The sequence below is a fragment of the Rhizobium sp. 05L419 genome (assembly GCF_056397845.1).
On record NZ_JBFTOF010000014.1, the window covers coordinates 139,253 to 153,686 of the forward strand.

The 14,434-nt window shown below is 60.8% G+C and carries 15 protein-coding genes; 7 read left to right on the forward strand and 8 right to left on the reverse strand.

Annotated elements, in window-relative coordinates; translation table 11 throughout:
• Positions 1-2: 2 nt before the first annotated feature.
• Positions 3-1,013, reverse strand: coding sequence for an AAA family ATPase (locus AC1DMK_RS18595; protein WP_477860970.1), 1,011 nt, complete (start codon positions 1,011-1,013; stop codon positions 3-5).
• 158 nt (positions 1,014-1,171) lie between these two features.
• On the opposite strand from AC1DMK_RS18595, the gene AC1DMK_RS18600 reads away from it, so the two are divergent.
• From AC1DMK_RS18600 to AC1DMK_RS18610, 3 genes are read left to right on the forward strand one after another with little or no spacing between them, the layout of a single operon-like run.
• Entirely contained in the window at positions 1,172-1,795 is a 624-nt protein-coding gene (locus AC1DMK_RS18600; protein WP_477860972.1) for a DUF1285 domain-containing protein, read from the forward strand.
• Complete coding sequence (locus AC1DMK_RS18605; protein ID WP_037058673.1) at positions 1,792-2,442, forward strand: CoA pyrophosphatase; 651 nt, start codon at positions 1,792-1,794, stop codon at positions 2,440-2,442. The genes AC1DMK_RS18600 and AC1DMK_RS18605 overlap by 4 nt, the downstream gene beginning before the upstream one ends.
• Complete coding sequence (locus AC1DMK_RS18610; RefSeq protein ID WP_477860974.1) at positions 2,439-3,692, forward strand: CCA tRNA nucleotidyltransferase; 1,254 nt, start codon at positions 2,439-2,441, stop codon at positions 3,690-3,692. The genes AC1DMK_RS18605 and AC1DMK_RS18610 overlap by 4 nt, the downstream gene beginning before the upstream one ends.
• Position 3,693: 1 nt before the next feature.
• On the opposite strand, the gene AC1DMK_RS18615 is transcribed toward AC1DMK_RS18610, so the two are convergent.
• The 3 genes from AC1DMK_RS18615 to hemF form a co-directional block, all read right to left on the reverse strand.
• Entirely contained in the window at positions 3,694-3,879 is a 186-nt protein-coding gene (locus AC1DMK_RS18615; protein ID WP_037058671.1) for a DUF1059 domain-containing protein, read from the reverse strand.
• A gap of 114 nt (positions 3,880-3,993) precedes the next feature.
• Positions 3,994-4,254, reverse strand: a complete 261-nt coding sequence (locus AC1DMK_RS18620) for a hypothetical protein (protein WP_037058669.1) — start codon at positions 4,252-4,254, stop codon at positions 3,994-3,996.
• A gap of 104 nt (positions 4,255-4,358) precedes the next feature.
• Positions 4,359-5,273 carry an oxygen-dependent coproporphyrinogen oxidase gene (gene hemF, locus AC1DMK_RS18625; protein WP_037058668.1) on the reverse strand — a complete coding sequence of 305 codons (915 nt, stop codon included), beginning with the start codon at positions 5,271-5,273 and terminating at the stop codon, positions 4,359-4,361.
• A 176-nt stretch (positions 5,274-5,449) separates the two neighbouring features.
• Here hemF and AC1DMK_RS18630 point away from each other — a divergent pair, with 176 nt between their 5' ends.
• Positions 5,450-5,710, forward strand: a complete 261-nt coding sequence (locus AC1DMK_RS18630) for a hypothetical protein (protein WP_037058665.1) — start codon at positions 5,450-5,452, stop codon at positions 5,708-5,710.
• A 3-nt stretch (positions 5,711-5,713) separates the two neighbouring features.
• On the opposite strand, the gene AC1DMK_RS18635 is transcribed toward AC1DMK_RS18630, so the two are convergent.
• Positions 5,714-7,360, reverse strand: coding sequence for a Na/Pi cotransporter family protein (locus AC1DMK_RS18635; RefSeq protein ID WP_477860978.1), 1,647 nt, complete (start codon positions 7,358-7,360; stop codon positions 5,714-5,716).
• 201 nt (positions 7,361-7,561) lie between these two features.
• A complete protein-coding gene (locus AC1DMK_RS18640; protein ID WP_477860980.1) occupies positions 7,562-8,023 on the reverse strand; it encodes a tRNA (cytidine(34)-2'-O)-methyltransferase in 462 nt (153 codons plus the stop codon).
• Positions 8,024-8,406: 383 nt separating this feature from the next.
• Here AC1DMK_RS18640 and AC1DMK_RS18645 point away from each other — a divergent pair, with 383 nt between their 5' ends.
• Positions 8,407-10,263 (forward strand): ABC transporter ATP-binding protein, encoded by a 1,857-nt coding sequence (locus tag AC1DMK_RS18645; protein WP_477860982.1) that lies wholly within the window; start codon positions 8,407-8,409, stop codon positions 10,261-10,263.
• Positions 10,264-10,335: 72 nt separating this feature from the next.
• Here AC1DMK_RS18645 and AC1DMK_RS18650 read toward each other — a convergent pair whose 3' ends face one another.
• On the reverse strand, positions 10,336-10,578 hold the full coding sequence (locus tag AC1DMK_RS18650; protein WP_477860984.1) for a hypothetical protein: 243 nt from the start codon (positions 10,576-10,578) through the stop codon (positions 10,336-10,338).
• A gap of 162 nt (positions 10,579-10,740) precedes the next feature.
• Between AC1DMK_RS18650 and AC1DMK_RS18655 the strand changes: the two genes are divergently transcribed.
• The gene (locus AC1DMK_RS18655; protein WP_477860986.1) at positions 10,741-12,660 is read left to right on the forward strand and encodes an ABC transporter ATP-binding protein; all 1,920 of its coding nucleotides are present in this window, start codon (positions 10,741-10,743) and stop codon (positions 12,658-12,660) included.
• Here AC1DMK_RS18655 and AC1DMK_RS18660 read toward each other — a convergent pair.
• The gene (locus AC1DMK_RS18660; RefSeq protein ID WP_477860988.1) at positions 12,616-13,548 is read right to left on the reverse strand and encodes an endonuclease/exonuclease/phosphatase family protein; all 933 of its coding nucleotides are present in this window, start codon (positions 13,546-13,548) and stop codon (positions 12,616-12,618) included. The genes AC1DMK_RS18655 and AC1DMK_RS18660 overlap by 45 nt on opposite strands.
• Before the next feature lie 284 nt (positions 13,549-13,832).
• Here AC1DMK_RS18660 and petA point away from each other — a divergent pair, with 284 nt between their 5' ends.
• Positions 13,833-14,411 (forward strand): ubiquinol-cytochrome c reductase iron-sulfur subunit, encoded by a 579-nt coding sequence (gene petA, locus AC1DMK_RS18665; protein ID WP_037058657.1) that lies wholly within the window; start codon positions 13,833-13,835, stop codon positions 14,409-14,411.
• Positions 14,412-14,434 lie beyond the last annotated feature (23 nt).

A 14,434-nucleotide genomic window follows, 5' to 3' on the forward strand; every position in this document is an offset into this window, starting at 1 on the left:
CCTTATCCCTTGGCTTGCTTGACCAGTCCGGCGATGACGTCGCGGACCGACATTCCCTCGGCGCGTGCCGCGAAGGTCAATGCCATGCGGTGCTGCAGGATCGGCTCGGCAAGGGCGTGGACATCGTCCAGCGACGGTGCCAGGCGGCCTTCGTAGAGAGCACGGGCGCGGGCGCACAGCATCATCGCCTGGCCGGCGCGCGGGCCAGGGCCCCAGGCGACGTTCTTGTCGGTTGACGCGTTGCCCTGGCCGGGGCGGGCAGAACGGACGAGTGCGAGGATGCCGTCGACCACCCTGTCGCTGACCGGCATCTGCCGGATCAGTGTCTGGATTTCGATCAGGCGCTCGGCATTCAGGACCGCCTGCGGCCTGGTTTCGCTCAATCCCGTGGTTTCCAGCAGGATTTGCCGTTCTGCGGCAAGTTCGGGATAGTGAACGTCGACCTGCAGCAGGAAGCGGTCGAGTTGGGCTTCCGGAAGCGGATAGGTGCCTTCCTGCTCCAAGGGGTTCTGGGTGGCCAAAACATGGAACGGGCTCGGCAGATCGTAGCGCTGGCCGGCGACGGTTATGTGGTACTCCTGCATCGCCTGCAGCAGTGCCGACTGCGTGCGCGGGGACGCGCGGTTGATCTCGTCGGCCATCAGCAATTGCGCGAAGACCGGACCCTTGACGAAACGGAAGGAGCGGCGGCCGCTCTCGTCCTGGTCCATCACCTCGGAGCCGAGAATATCCGACGGCATCAAGTCCGGCGTGAACTGGATGCGGTTTGCGCCCAGCCCAAGCACTTCGCCGAGCGTGGTGACGAGCTTGGTCTTGGCAAGGCCTGGCACACCGACAAGCAGCGCGTGGCCACCGGAGAGAACGGCGAGAAGCGTGTTCTCGACCACGCTTTCCTGACCGAAGATGACCTTGGACACCTCGCCGCGAACGGCGGCGATATCGGCAAGTGCCTTTTCGGCTGCGGCGACGATCGCCTTTTCGTCTAGGGGGGCTTCGGTCTTGATCATACCCATCAGGCATCTCCAGCGGCTGATATCATTCGTCGCGAATCGGCGGACTTACACGTGTGCCTCATACCCGATAGAGTTATGAAGATGTTGCGGGCTGACAAGTTCGTTTCAAATGACTATCTCGTGACGTTACTGCGTTAAGGGCAAACCGGGACGGAAGAATGGCAGCCGAGGATATCAGGTCGACAGCGGATGCGGCAGATCTGGCCGCGCTTATTTCTCGTGCCGCCGGCGACAGCGGCGACAGGAAACGGGGTCCTGCGCCCGTCTACAAATGGAATCCACCCTTCTGCGGCGACATCGATATGGAAATCCGCGCCGATGGCACCTGGTTCTACATGGGAACGCCGATCGGCCGGGCGCCGCTTGTGCGGTTGTTTTCGACGGTGTTGCGCAAGGATGAGGACGGGAAGACATACCTTATAACTCCTGTGGAAAAAGTAGGGATCAGGGTCGTCGATGCGCCGTTCCTGGCTGTCGAGATGAATGCTATTGAGCGCGACGGCGAACCGTTGCTGACCTTTCGTACCAATGTCGGCGATGTGGTGGAGGCGAGCGAGGAACATCCGCTGCGCTTCGTCGTCCACGGCGACAACAATGAGCTGAAGCCCTATCTGCATGTGCGCGGGCGGCTGGAGGCGCTCGTCTCACGGGCCGTGATGTACGAACTCGTGGAACGGGGCGAGATTCTCGGGGTGGACGGCGTCGAGATGTTCTGCGTGCGCTCGGGCGGCCGGATCTTTCCCGTCATGCCTGGCGACGAACTGGATGCGTTGTCGCGATGAGCCACGTGCCGACCGATCACCGATCGCTGTATTCGGCGGCCGAGTTCCGCCGCCGGGCGTTGCATCAGGCCGGCGGACCGGTCGATCTTTCCTGGCGGGATCACGGCGATCACATCCTCAATCCGGAGATCGTCGCGCAGGTGGAAACCTTCAAGCTGCGGGATGCTGCGGTTCTGGTGCCTGTGGTCGATGACGGCGACGAGGCCCACGTGATCTTCACGCAGCGCACCGCGACGCTGCGCAGGCATTCAGGCCAGATCGCCTTTCCGGGCGGCAAGATCGATGCGGACGACGGTTCACCCGAACAGGCGGCGATCCGGGAGACCGAAGAAGAGATCGGGCTCGATGGTTCGTTTGTCGAGACCGTCGGGCGGCTGCCGAACTACCTGGCGTCAACCGGCTTTCGCATCACACCGGTTCTGGCGGTGGTGCGGCGCGGCTTCGAGCTGAAACCAAATCCTGACGAGGTTGACGACGTCTTCGAGGTGCCGCTGTCTTTCCTGATGAACCCATCCAACCACACCCGCGACAGACGCATGGTGGATGGGCTCGATCGGCATTTTTATCGGATGCCCTATGAAACATGGATGATATGGGGCATCACCGCGGGCATTGTCCGCACCCTCTACGAAAGGCTTTATGCATGACCAACCTTGCTCAGGAAGCATGGTTCAAGGATCCGGCGCTGGAGCGCGTGTTTGCGCTGCTCAATGCCGATGGCGGCGAGGGGCGTGTGGTCGGAGGCGCGGTGCGCAACAGCCTGATGGGGTTGCCGGTCAGCGACATCGATGTGGCCACGACCCTGACGCCCGAGACGGTCGTGGAGCGCGCAAGGGCCTCCGGCATCAAGGCGGTGCCCACGGGTATCGATCATGGCACGGTGACGCTCGTGGTCGACGGCAAGCCGTTCGAGGTCACGACACTGAGGGCCGATATCGAAACGGACGGGCGCCGCGCCAAGGTGGCATTCAGCACCGACTGGCGGACCGATGCGGAGCGGCGCGACCTGACCATCAATGCGCTCTATGCGGATCAGCGGGGGGATGTCGTCGATCTGGTCGGTGGGCTTGCCGATGTCGAGAAGCGCAACATCCGGTTCATCGGGGATGCCGCGATGCGGATTGCCGAGGACTACCTGCGCATTCTGCGCTTCTTCCGGTTTTTTGCCTATTACGGTTCGGGACGCCCTGATGCCGACGGGTTGCGGGCATCGGCTGCTGCGCGGTCAAAGCTGCATACGCTCTCGGCGGAGAGAGTGTGGTCGGAGCTTCGCAAGCTGTTGACAGCCGAGGACCCGGGCCGGGCGCTCCTCTGGATGCGACAGGCGGGTGTGCTCACCGAGGTCCTGCCGGAGACTGAAAAGTGGGGCATCGACGCGATCCCGGCGCTGCTTGCGACCGAGAGGGCGCTCGGCTGGAAGCCGGATCCGCTTCTTCGGCTTGCCGCGATCGTGCCGCCGGATGTCACGCGCCTTGAGAAAATGGCAGCAAGGTTGAAGCTGGCGAACGCCGAGGCTGGCTTCCTGAAAGCCTGGGCAACGGCAGCGCCGGTCAACGACGAGATGTCGTCGGCCGCTTTCGACCGGCTGCTCTATCGCAATGGAACCGACGGAATCGCGGCAAGGCTCAAGCTTGCGCTGGCCGTAGCACGCGGCAAGGCGGAGAGCGATTTGAACGAAATGTCCCGTTCCGCGCGGCTCGGCAAGCTTCTCGATCATGCCGAGGCATGGAAAAAGCCGTCGTTCCCCTTGAGCGGCGGCGATGTGATGGCCGCTGGCGTTGCGGCCGGCAGACGCATCGGCGAAATCCTGTCGGACCTGGAAAACCAATGGATCGAAGAGAATTTTTCTGCCGACCGGGCGGCGCTGCTCGCCCGGCTCGCCGAACTGGTGAAATAAATCAGGCTGCCGTGGCTTCGTTGCGGATACGGGCCTTGATGTTGTCCACCATATTTTCGCGGATGACGGTTTCCCCGTGCGTGTTCTTCATGTGCTCAACCGCGCGACGGACGACTTCTGCATCGTCGTTTGCCCGGGTATGCCAATTGCATCCGGGCACAAGCGTTCCACATTCGAAAAGTCTCATTCGTTCCTCCTGCCTTGAATTCTACGGCTCCATGACGCTTTCGCGTCATGGGTGAATGTTCGAGGTGGTGAGAAGGTTCCGGCCGGTGCCGCACCGGCCGGTTTGGTCGCGGTATCAATCGGGCATTGCCCAGGCAAGATAGCAGTCGGTATTGGCCCTTTTGTCCTGGCCCTTTGCCAGCCGCGCCAGCTCGTCCGGAGACCTGCCTCCGGCCAGCTGCAGCTTTACTTGTTCGACAAAGCAGGAAACGGGCAGGTCGGAGCCGCTTTTCGCTCTCAGCTCCTCGGCAAGCCGCAACAGGAACTCCGGGGCATCGATTTGGCGGGTTGGTTGCTGAACGCCAGCCGATGCCGGTGATCCAGTCTGTATCGTCATGACAATCCTCCTCCGATTGCTACGCACGTACATTTCCAAACTTAGTATCCGAACCGCTGTATTGAAAGCCTCTCACGGTGTTTTTATCGATCACTTCTCCGGTGTCACGGCCAGCGGACCATCGGAGGGAGGGACGAGAGGATGGACTCGACATTTCCCCCTGTTTTCAGGCCGAAGATCGTCCCACGATCGTAGAGAAGGTTGAACTCAACATACCGTCCACGGCGAATCAATTGTTCGTCACGATCCTGCTCTGTCCACTGCTTATTGAAGTTGGCGCGGACAATCCGTGGATAAACCATGGCGAATGCCCGACCGACGTCGCGGGTGAAGGCGAAATCGGCGTCCCAGCCGCCAGCCTCTTCACTGGAATGGAGCCAGTCGTAGAAGATGCCGCCGATGCCGCGGTGCTCGTTGCGGTGCTTGAGGAAAAAATAGTCGTCGCACCATTGCTTGTAGGCAGCATAGTCGGCGATGTCAGCGTGACTGCGGCAGGCGATTTCCATCGCCTTGTGGAACAGCCGGCTGTCCTCGTCTTCCTGGGTCCGGCGTCGGTCGAGAACCGGCGTCAAATCCGCGCCGCCGCCGAACCAGCGGCTGGAGGTGACGACCATCCGCGTGTTCATGTGCACGGCCGGCACGTTGGGATTGACGGGATGCGCGATCAGCGAGATGCCGGAGGCCCAGAAGCGCGGATCGTCCTTGGCGCCCGGCATCTGGGCGCGCAGGTCGGGCGCAAACTCGCCGTAGACCGTCGAGGTGTGGACGCCGACCTTCTCAAACACCCGGCCCTCCATCATCGACATGCAACCGCCGCCACCGGCACCGTTTTCCCGCTGCCAGTCCTTGGCGACGAAACGTCCCGGCTGCCGGTCTGCGAGCGGGCCGGCCAGCTCGTCTTCCAGAGCTTCGAAGGAGGCGCAAATCGTGTCGCGAAGCCCTTCAAACCATGTGCGGGCGGTCGTCTTCTTTTCCTCGATGTCCTCAGGCAGCCCGATCGGGAGTTCCGGTCTTTCCATTTATGTCGTCTCCGGTGAGCAGCGTCATCCGGCGCGACTCGTCATCTTGTCAATATCGACCCCTGATAGCAGGTGGACTGGGCTCTCGCCAGCGCCGGGGCGTGCCTGAGGCTACCTCAGATTCGACTCGCAAAATGCGACTTTCGATACTACCTTTTCCGTTAGAGGTAGGTTTTATGACAAAGATCCCAGGACCTCCGTCCTTTGACGGCTTGAAGCGAAGGATTGCCACGCATCGGGCCGAGGGCACGCCGCGCAAGAACGATCGGTTCGTTCGGCAGACCTATTGCCTCGCTCTGCTCGACGCCCGCGCCAAGGCACGAGAGTGGTTCGACGAGTACCCGAAGGCTGCGTATTGGACCGAGGTGGAGAGCTGGCGCCAGCTCGACGGCGACCAGATCGAGTTTACGATGCGGCGGCTGCCTTCCGCCGACTGATCCTTATTCGGCGGGTTTGCGCAACCGGCTTTCTATCAAGAGCCCGCTTTCATCCAGGATAGGATGTGCCACGGAGACGATGTGAGCGTTGATGCGCTTCAGGTCGCGCAGCATGTCAAGATGCAGGGAGCTTGTCTGCAGGCTGTCGGCGCGGCCGTCGCGCAGGCGCTCGAGATGTCGTTCAGACGACTGCTTCTCCATCCGCCGGACCTCGACCTTCACCTCCATGAGCTGCCTGGCGAGGTTGAAGTCGCGGGTGACGAGGATCGTCTGGGCGATGCGAAGGTTGTCGATCGTCAGGTGAAAGAGCTTCGTCAGTTCCGCGTAGCCGTCTTCGGAGAACTTGAGGCCGAGCGACACCTTCTTGGTAACCTGTGGCAGCAGGCCCTTCTCGATGATATCGCCGATGTGCTCAAGGTTGATCGCATAGTCGATGACGACGATCGAGCGCCGGCCGTCCTCTTCGCTGAGGCCGCTGCGTCCGAGCTTGGAGAGATAGATCTTCACCTCCTGCTGCAGGTTGTCGACGCGCTTTTCCAGCGAGGGGATTTCCTTGAGCTTTGCAAGCTCGTTTCTCTCGAAGGCATCGGACGTGCGCAGCAGCATCCGCTCGATCAGATCGCCGACGCCAAGCACTTCGCGGGTGGCGCTGGCCAGTGCCACTACGGGCGTCGAAAGCTCCTGCGCGTCGAGGTATTTCGGTCCATCGTCCGCCTTTGCCTCCTCGGGCACGAGCTTCAGCATCAGCTGCGACAGTGCTCGGGAAAACGGCCAGGCAAGGGCGGCAAGGATGAGATTGAAGCCGAGATGGGCGTCGACCGGCAGCTTGGCCGGGGAAAGCGGAAGCATTTCCAGAAGCTCGGCGCCATAGCCTGCAAGCGGCAGTGCGATCAGGCAGCCTATGGCCCGGACGATCAGGTTGCCAAGCGTGACGCGTTTTGCCGATGCGGGCCCGGACAGCGAGGCGACGACAGGCGGAATGGCGCCGCCGAGATTGGCACCGAGGACAAGCACGATGACCAGTCCCGCCGACAGGATCCCGGTGGAGGCAAGCGACAGGATCAGCACGACGGCAGCGAGGCTGGACGATGAAATGAAGGCAATGCCGGCTGCAAAGGCAAGCGCCACCGGCCAAGCGCCATCGAGCAGGCCGATGAAGGCGGCAAGGGCCGGCGACTGGCGCATCGGCTCGGTCGCGCTGCTGAGAAGATGCAGGGACAGCAGCATCAATCCGATGCCGATCATCGCCGTGCCACCGCCCTGGCGGCCGGTCGAACCGCTGCGATAGAGTACGATCCCGGTCAGGATGACGAGCGGCGACAGCCATTCAATTCCGGTCGCGACGATCCAGGCGGTGACTGCTGTGCCGACGTTGGCCCCAAGGAGCACGATCTGCGCCATGCGAGGCTTTACCAGCTCGCGCTCGACAAAAGACGAGACCATCAGCGCGGTAGCGGTCGAACTCTGCAGCGCAACAGTGGCGACGAAACCTGACAGAAAAGAGCGAAGGCCGCTGCGCGTGCCCGATGCTAGGCCGGTTCTAAGCCTCGCGCCGAAGGCTCGCGACACGCCATCCTTGACCTGAGCCAAACCGAACAGCAGCAGGGCTACGGCACCGAAGAGGTTGATCATGACGATTGTTGATTCCATGCGGCCTTGTCTTTTTCTATCTATTGGCGTCTGCCGACGCGTAATTTCGAATCTTTCTTGACGTCAAATCATTGAAATCGTGGTGATCAACCGGATTTTTTGATTGCTCGGCTAATAACTATACGCCGGTCTGGCGATTTCACAACGCCGTTCGCGACATATTCTGGGGTTGAACCGGCATTTACATGGAAGCGGCGGATATCAGGCCCATACCGTCTGCCGCATGGCCTCTCCCGTTATCATCGCCGCGGAGACAGCGAGGTTTATCGACCGCTGCCCCTCGACCATCGGTACGAGAATCCTTGCATCGGCCTTGTCGTGAACATGGTCGGGCACGCCGGCGCTTTCGCGCCCGAACAGCAGGATGTCGTCGAGGCGGAATGCGAAGTCGGTATAACGCCCGGACGACTTCGTTGAGGCGAGAACAAGCCTGCGCCCGGTGGTCTGCCGCCACGCTTCGAAATACTCCCAATTGACATGACGGGTCAGGGCTGCAGCGGCGATGTAGTCCATGCCTGCGCGCTTGAGGCTGCGGTCCGAAATGTCGAATCCGGCCGGCTCGATGATGTCGACGGCGCAACCCAGGCAGGCGGCAAGACGCAGGATCGTTCCGGTGTTGCCGGGGATGTCCGGTTGAAAGAGTGCTACTCTGAGGTCTGCCATGATCGATCCTACCTGGTCTACTCTAGCTGGAAACTCGTATTGCAACTGTGATTTTGGCGCAACATGCTCGTTTTTGAACCAAAAACGCCGATTTTTCGGCATTTCAGGGCTAGAATTTCGCGCTGTTTCGCGTTATCGGTGTGCATCTTCAATCGCCAACAGGGAGCGCCAAGATGGAAATATTTCGACGCATGTGCCTCCCGTCCGCGGATCCGCGACTGGCGACCCGGCACTCCTAGTGCCTTTTCTTTCTTGATTTCCCATTTCTGATTCCTTGCGCGGCTGTTGTGGCCTCGTCCCTTGAACGTCCGGTTCCCATATGAGCTTCAGCGCGTCTATTGCGCGGGGCAGGAGCCGGAACGCTGAAGTTTCGGAGCATTTTCATGTTTGGCTGGTTTGAACAGCGACTTAATCCCTTTCCGAGCGAGGAACCGACGGTTCCTCCGAAGGGGCTCTATGCCTTCTGCTGGCACTACACGAAGCCGGCAGCACCCTGGCTCGGCATGATGGCCCTGCTGACCATGCTGATCGCGATTGGCGAAGTGGCGCTCTTCCAGTTCCTCGGCAATGTCGTCGACTGGCTGACCCATGCGGACCCGGCGACGTTCCTTGAAAACGAGGGCCACAAGCTTTTCTGGATGGGTGCCCTGATCCTGATCGGTCTCCCGTTGGCGGCTGTGCTGGACTCGATCATCATGCATCAGGTGCTGCTCGGAAACTATCCGATGATCGCGCGCTGGCAGATGCATCGCTTCCTGATGCGTCACAGCATGACGTTCTTTGCCAACGAGTTCGCCGGGCGCGTTGCGACGAAGGTGATGCAGACGTCGCTTGCGGTACGCGAGACCGTCATGAAGATCCTCGACGTCTTCGTCTACGTCGTCACGTACTTCCTGACGATGATCATCGTCATCGCGGCGGCGGACTGGCGGCTGATGATCCCGATCCTCGCATGGCTCGGCATCTATGTCGGTATCGTCTCCTACTTCGTGCCGCGGCTTCGCAAGATCGCGGCCGCGCAGGCGGATGCGCGTTCGATGATGACGGGCCGCGTCGTTGACAGCTATACCAACATCGCGACGGTGAAGCTGTTTTCGCATGCGGGCAGGGAAGAGACCTATGCCAAGGAAGGCATGAACGAGTTTCTGCAGACCGTGCATCAGCAGATGCGCAAGGTCACGATGTTCCACGCGGCCGTCTATATCAACAACTGCGTTGCGCTGTTTGTGATCTCCGGCCTGTCTATCTGGTTCTGGCTGAACGGCGGCATCTCGGTCGGCGCCATCGCGATTGCGATCGGCCTGGCGATGCGCGTCAACGGCATGTCGCAGTGGATCATGTGGGAAGTCTCGGCGCTCTTCGAGAACATTGGTACGGTCTACGACGGCATGGAGATGATGACGAAGGGCCATGACATCGTCGACCGGCCCGGTGCGCCACAGCTTGCCGCCAAGAAGGGTGCAATCCACTACGATCGCATCGGCTTCCACTACGGCAAGGCCAAGGGCATCATCGACAACCTTTCGCTCGACATCAAGGCGGGCGAAAAGGTCGGTCTCGTCGGTCGCTCCGGTGCGGGCAAGACGACGCTGATGAACCTGCTCCTGCGCTTTTACGATCTGGAGAACGGTCGCATCACCATCGACGGCCAGGACATTTCGCACGTGTCGCAGGAAAGCCTGCGCGAGCTGATCGGCGTGGTGACGCAGGATACTTCGCTGCTGCATCGCTCGATCCGCGACAACATCGCCTATGGCCGCCCGGATGCGACCGATGCCGAGGTGATCGAAGCCGCGAAACGGGCGAATGCCTGGGACTTCATCGAAGGCCTGGTCGACATGCAGGGGCGCAAGGCTCTGGACGCACAGGTCGGCGAACGTGGCGTCAAACTGTCCGGGGGCCAGCGTCAGCGTGTCGCGATTGCCCGTGTCTTCTTGAAGGATGCGCCGATCCTGGTGCTGGACGAAGCGACCTCGGCGCTCGATTCCGAAGTCGAGGCGGCGATCCAGGAGAACCTGTTCGCGCTGATGGAAGGCAAGACGGTGATCGCGATCGCCCACCGTCTGTCGACGCTGACGGAGATGGACCGCCTGATCGTGCTCGACAAGGGCCGGATCATCGAGGCGGGTTCGCACGCCGATCTCGTCCGGCAGGGCGGCATCTACGCCGACCTGTGGAACCGGCAATCGGGCGGCTTCCTGGCCGATCATTCGGAAGATGCAGAAGAAGCGGCCGAATAGCGCAAGACATCCAAAACGCAAAACGCCCTCCCTGGGATATCGGGAGGGCGTTTTCTTGATGCTCCGGCTCAGTCAGTGCCGATCGGCGGAAAGACTATCTGCCCAGTCGATGACGCGGTGGCCTTCGACCGCCATGCTGTTGGCGAACGCAAGGGCGCGCAACGCCACGAGGCGCCGATCTTCTTCGCGATCGATCCACGCGGCAATGGCGTCGGCTATGACGTCGTCGTAGGGCACTTCAAGCTGTTCGATCATCGCGTCAAGCCTATCCGCCAGCGAGAGCGGAATACTCGCCACGAGCGTCCTTGTTTGCATTGCGGCCGTCTCCCGTAAAAAGCTATGATACTCCGAGATTGTGGCGAGTTGTGCTTCATTCAACGGCGATGCCGCTGATGTTACCGATTGTTACGCAAATATGAGGCTTTTCCGACGGGCGCATTCCTTTCCCGTTCCGGCATACATGCCTATATCGCAAATATGCTCCTGAATCGAATCTTTAGTGCCTTCGAAAACTGGATCGATCCCTTCCGACCGCGCGGCAATATTCAGCCGCCGCGTTCGACGCTCGGATTCATTTCCTTCTATATTGGCCAGGCAAAGGCGCCGTTTATCGCCATGCTGGTGCTTGGTGGCATGTCGGCGGCGATCGAAGCTGCGCTCTTCTGGTTCGTCGGGCGTGTGGTGGACATTCTCGCGACGATCTCCCCAGCCGATGGGTGGAACGGTCTCATGGCGGGCCACGGGGCCGAACTCGCCGTCATGCTCATCCTGATCGGCATCGTCCGGTTCGTCGTCGCGCTGCTGATTGCGCTCGTCGATCAGCAGGTCATCACGCCGGGCTTCTACAATCTGGCGCGCTGGCAATCCTATCTTCATGTCTCCCGGCAATCACTGTCCTTCTTCCAGAGCGATTTTTCCGGACGCATCGTGACCAAGGTGTGGTCAGCAGGGCAGGCGACAGGCGATCTGGTGACGTCGCTGATGGAAAGCGTGTGGTTCGTCGGGATCTATGCGGCGACCACGTTGGTGCTGGTCGCGCGGCTTGATCTTTCGCTTGCGATCGTCGTTCTGTGCTGGCTCTTCGCCTTCGGGTTTCTTGCGCGCTATTTCGTCCCGCGCATCCGGTATCATTCCCGCGAGACGGCGGAAGCCGCCTCGATGCTGAACGGCCGCATGGTTGATGCCTACAGCAACATCCAGACGCTGAAACTGTTCGCGAGAGACGAAGAAACCGACCGATACATGCGGCAAGGCTTCGATTTCTACCAGGAAACCGTCCTGCGCTTCACGCGCTTCATCACCGGTGTTCGCGCGTCCATGGCGCTTCTCTCCGGCCTGATGATCGTGATGATGGCAGGGCTCAGCATGCACCTGTGGCTGCAAGGTCTCGTCAGCTCCGGCGCCGTGGCTTTCTCGCTGGCACTGGTGCTGCGCCTGAACTTCCTTCTCGGACGGCTGATGACGCAGTTCAACGGCATCATGCGCAACCTCGGCACGATCCAGAACGCGGCCGAACTCATTTCTCAGCCGCTGGGGCTGGTCGACCGGCCGAATGCGCCGGATCTCACGATTGTCCGACCGGGCATTCGCTTCGAAAATGTCTCGTTCCACTACGGCCGGGGCAACGGCGTGATCGACGATTTCTCGCTGACCATCGAACCCGGCGAGAAGGTCGGCATCGTCGGTCGTTCAGGGGCGGGGAAATCGACGCTCGTGAATCTTTTGCTGCGCCTTTACGATCTCGAGGGCGGGCGTATTCTCGTCGACGGCCAGGATCTTGCCGCCGTCAAGCAGGAAACGCTACGCATGCAAATCGGCGTCGTGAGCCAGGATACGTCCCTGCTTCACCGCTCGGTGCGCGACAACATTCTGTTCGGGCGTCCCGACGCCGGTGAGGGAAGGCTCGTCGAGGCCGCTCGTCGTGCCGAGGCACTCGACTTCATCGAACGGCTCCAGGACCAGCAGGGACGCAAGGGTTTCGACGCACATGTCGGCGAACGTGGCGTCAAGCTCTCCGGCGGTCAGCGCCAGCGTATCGCCATTGCCCGGGTCATGCTCAAGGATGCGCCGATCCTCGTGCTCGACGAAGCGACTTCGGCGCTGGATTCGGAGGTCGAAGAGGTCATCCAGTCAAACCTCAACCGGATCATGGACGGAAAGACTGTCCTTGCGATCGCACATCGGCTTTCGACGATCGCGTCTCTCGACCGCCTGATCGTCGTGGACGCAGGCAAGATCATCGAGGACGGCACGCACGAGGCGCTGCTTCAAAAGGGTGGTCTCTATGCGGAGCTGTGGGCGCGGCAGTCAGGCGGCTTTCTTGCCGTCGACTTCGATGAGGCCGTCCCCCGGTCAGCGATCAAGGGCAATCTCGGCCACGAGGCCAAAGTGGTTTGAGCCAATGCTGTCTTCCATCCGCTCTACCGAGGTCAGCCGAAGGGGCGCGCGGGCAAGCACGTGATCGATGGCAATGCCGAAGCGACCGGCCTTGATCGGCCAGGTGGCCGGTTCGGGAAAGACGGTGTTGAGGCCGGCAGCGCCCACGAAACGCTGAATGTGCGGATCGATGATTGCCGAGTTGAAATCTCCCGCCAGGACGAGCGGCCCCTTGATGGCGGCGACTGCGCCACGCAAATCAACGAGCTCGTTCACCTGAAAATCGTCGAAGTAGGGTTTGGCAAGATGGACCGAGACGAAGGTAATCCTGGTGCCGTCGACATCGATGGCAGACTTCACGAGGCGGTTCGGCCAGAGGTCGCCGATGCTGCTGACCGACGTCTCGGCGAATGGCCGCTTTGAGAGCACCAAGGTATCGCAGCCGTCCGTGCCGACGCCGCAGCCGATTTGGTAAGGATATGCCTGCGTCAGGCGGGGCATTTCCGGGACCAGCGGCTCGGCCTCGAGGATATTGACGACGTCGGCACCGGAGGCGATCACGGCGTCGGCAATATGCGATCCGTTCTCAAAGTTGAAGTTCTCGATATTGAAGGATACCAGCCGGAAGGTTGGGTGCGTGGCGGCAGTTGCCGGAGCGGCTTCAAAGGCTTTCAGCATGAAAATGCCGTGCCCGAACAAGAATACGGCACTGCCGATCAGGACATAGGCAAACCAATGGCGTTTGAGCAGCAACAGCAGGAGCGCTCCCAGCAGCGCCACAAGCGCGAAATGGACCTGAAAGCTGTAGACGAAGGCAAGGAGCCATGTGTGCGTCACGTAGCGCAGCGATATCGCCGCGAGCAGCAGCGAAACGAGGACACTCCCCACACAGAATAAAGTGTCTTTCATCGCCGGGTGCCGAGAGTGGAATAATAATATTCCGGCGACGTAGCATGAGCCCGGATTTGGTGCAACGCAACAATGTTGCAAGCATGTGATTGTCTTAAAAAATCAACTTAAAATTCCCGCGACATTGTGCCCACATGGCCTTGCCAAGGCTGGACATAATTTGCGATCAAGCTTAGAACGCGCCGGATTGGTGGGGAATCTATGTTCGAACTGTGTCACGACAGATTCTTCGCCTTGAGGGGATGGGCGGAGTTCCGCGAAAATTGCGCAGAGGATTGTAAGCCGTGAGCGAACACGAAACGACAGGCGAGGTCTCGAGCGAGCCCACTCGCCGTGATTTCCTTTATCTCACCACAGGTATGGCGGGCGCGGTGGGCGCCGTTGCGGTCGCATGGCCGTTTATCGATCAGATGCGCCCCGATGCCTCGACACTGGCACTGGCTTCAATCGAAGTGGATGTGGCGAGCCTCGAGCCCGGCATGTCGCTGACCGTCAAGTGGCGCGGCAAGCCGATCTTCATCCGCAACCGTACGCCCGAAGAAGTGCAGGCCGCCGCCGACACTCCGCTGACCGATCTCAAGGATCCGGTCGCGCGCAACGCCAATCTCGCGCCCGATGCCCAGGCAACCGGCATCGACCGCTCGGGCGGTAAGGACAAGGAAAACTGGATCGTCATGATCGGCACCTGCACGCATCTCGGCTGCGTACCGCTCGGCCAGGCCGGCGAATATAACGGTTGGTTCTGTCCCTGCCATGGTTCTGTTTATGATACGGCCGGCCGCATCCGTAAGGGTCCGGCGCCGCAGAACCTGGCGATCCCGACCTTTTCGTTTTTGTCCGACACTAAAATCAAGATCGGTTGAGGGGAGACTGATACATGAGTGGC

What these genes read in the sequence shown, in the direction of transcription:
- AC1DMK_RS18605 (WP_037058673.1), top strand. Translation starts at nt 1,792, where the DNA reads ATGAGCCACGTGCCGACCGATCACCGATCGCTGTATTCGGCGGCCGAG.
- AC1DMK_RS18615 (WP_037058671.1), bottom strand. Translation starts at nt 3,879, where the DNA reads ATGAGACTTTTCGAATGTGGAACGCTTGTGCCCGGATGCAATTGGCAT.
- hemF (WP_037058668.1), bottom strand. Translation starts at nt 5,273, where the DNA reads ATGGAAAGACCGGAACTCCCGATCGGGCTGCCTGAGGACATCGAGGAA.
- AC1DMK_RS18620 (WP_037058669.1), bottom strand. Translation starts at nt 4,254, where the DNA reads ATGACGATACAGACTGGATCACCGGCATCGGCTGGCGTTCAGCAACCA.
- AC1DMK_RS18645 (WP_477860982.1), top strand. Translation starts at nt 8,407, where the DNA reads ATGTTTGGCTGGTTTGAACAGCGACTTAATCCCTTTCCGAGCGAGGAA.
- AC1DMK_RS18650 (WP_477860984.1), bottom strand. Translation starts at nt 10,578, where the DNA reads ATGCAAACAAGGACGCTCGTGGCGAGTATTCCGCTCTCGCTGGCGGAT.
- AC1DMK_RS18610 (WP_477860974.1), top strand. Translation starts at nt 2,439, where the DNA reads ATGACCAACCTTGCTCAGGAAGCATGGTTCAAGGATCCGGCGCTGGAG.
- AC1DMK_RS18600 (WP_477860972.1), top strand. Translation starts at nt 1,172, where the DNA reads ATGGCAGCCGAGGATATCAGGTCGACAGCGGATGCGGCAGATCTGGCC.
- AC1DMK_RS18630 (WP_037058665.1), top strand. Translation starts at nt 5,450, where the DNA reads ATGACAAAGATCCCAGGACCTCCGTCCTTTGACGGCTTGAAGCGAAGG.
- AC1DMK_RS18595 (WP_477860970.1), bottom strand. Translation starts at nt 1,013, where the DNA reads ATGGGTATGATCAAGACCGAAGCCCCCCTAGACGAAAAGGCGATCGTC.
- AC1DMK_RS18655 (WP_477860986.1), top strand. Translation starts at nt 10,741, where the DNA reads ATGCTCCTGAATCGAATCTTTAGTGCCTTCGAAAACTGGATCGATCCC.
- AC1DMK_RS18660 (WP_477860988.1), bottom strand. Translation starts at nt 13,548, where the DNA reads ATGAAAGACACTTTATTCTGTGTGGGGAGTGTCCTCGTTTCGCTGCTG.
- AC1DMK_RS18640 (WP_477860980.1), bottom strand. Translation starts at nt 8,023, where the DNA reads ATGGCAGACCTCAGAGTAGCACTCTTTCAACCGGACATCCCCGGCAAC.
- AC1DMK_RS18635 (WP_477860978.1), bottom strand. Translation starts at nt 7,360, where the DNA reads ATGGAATCAACAATCGTCATGATCAACCTCTTCGGTGCCGTAGCCCTG.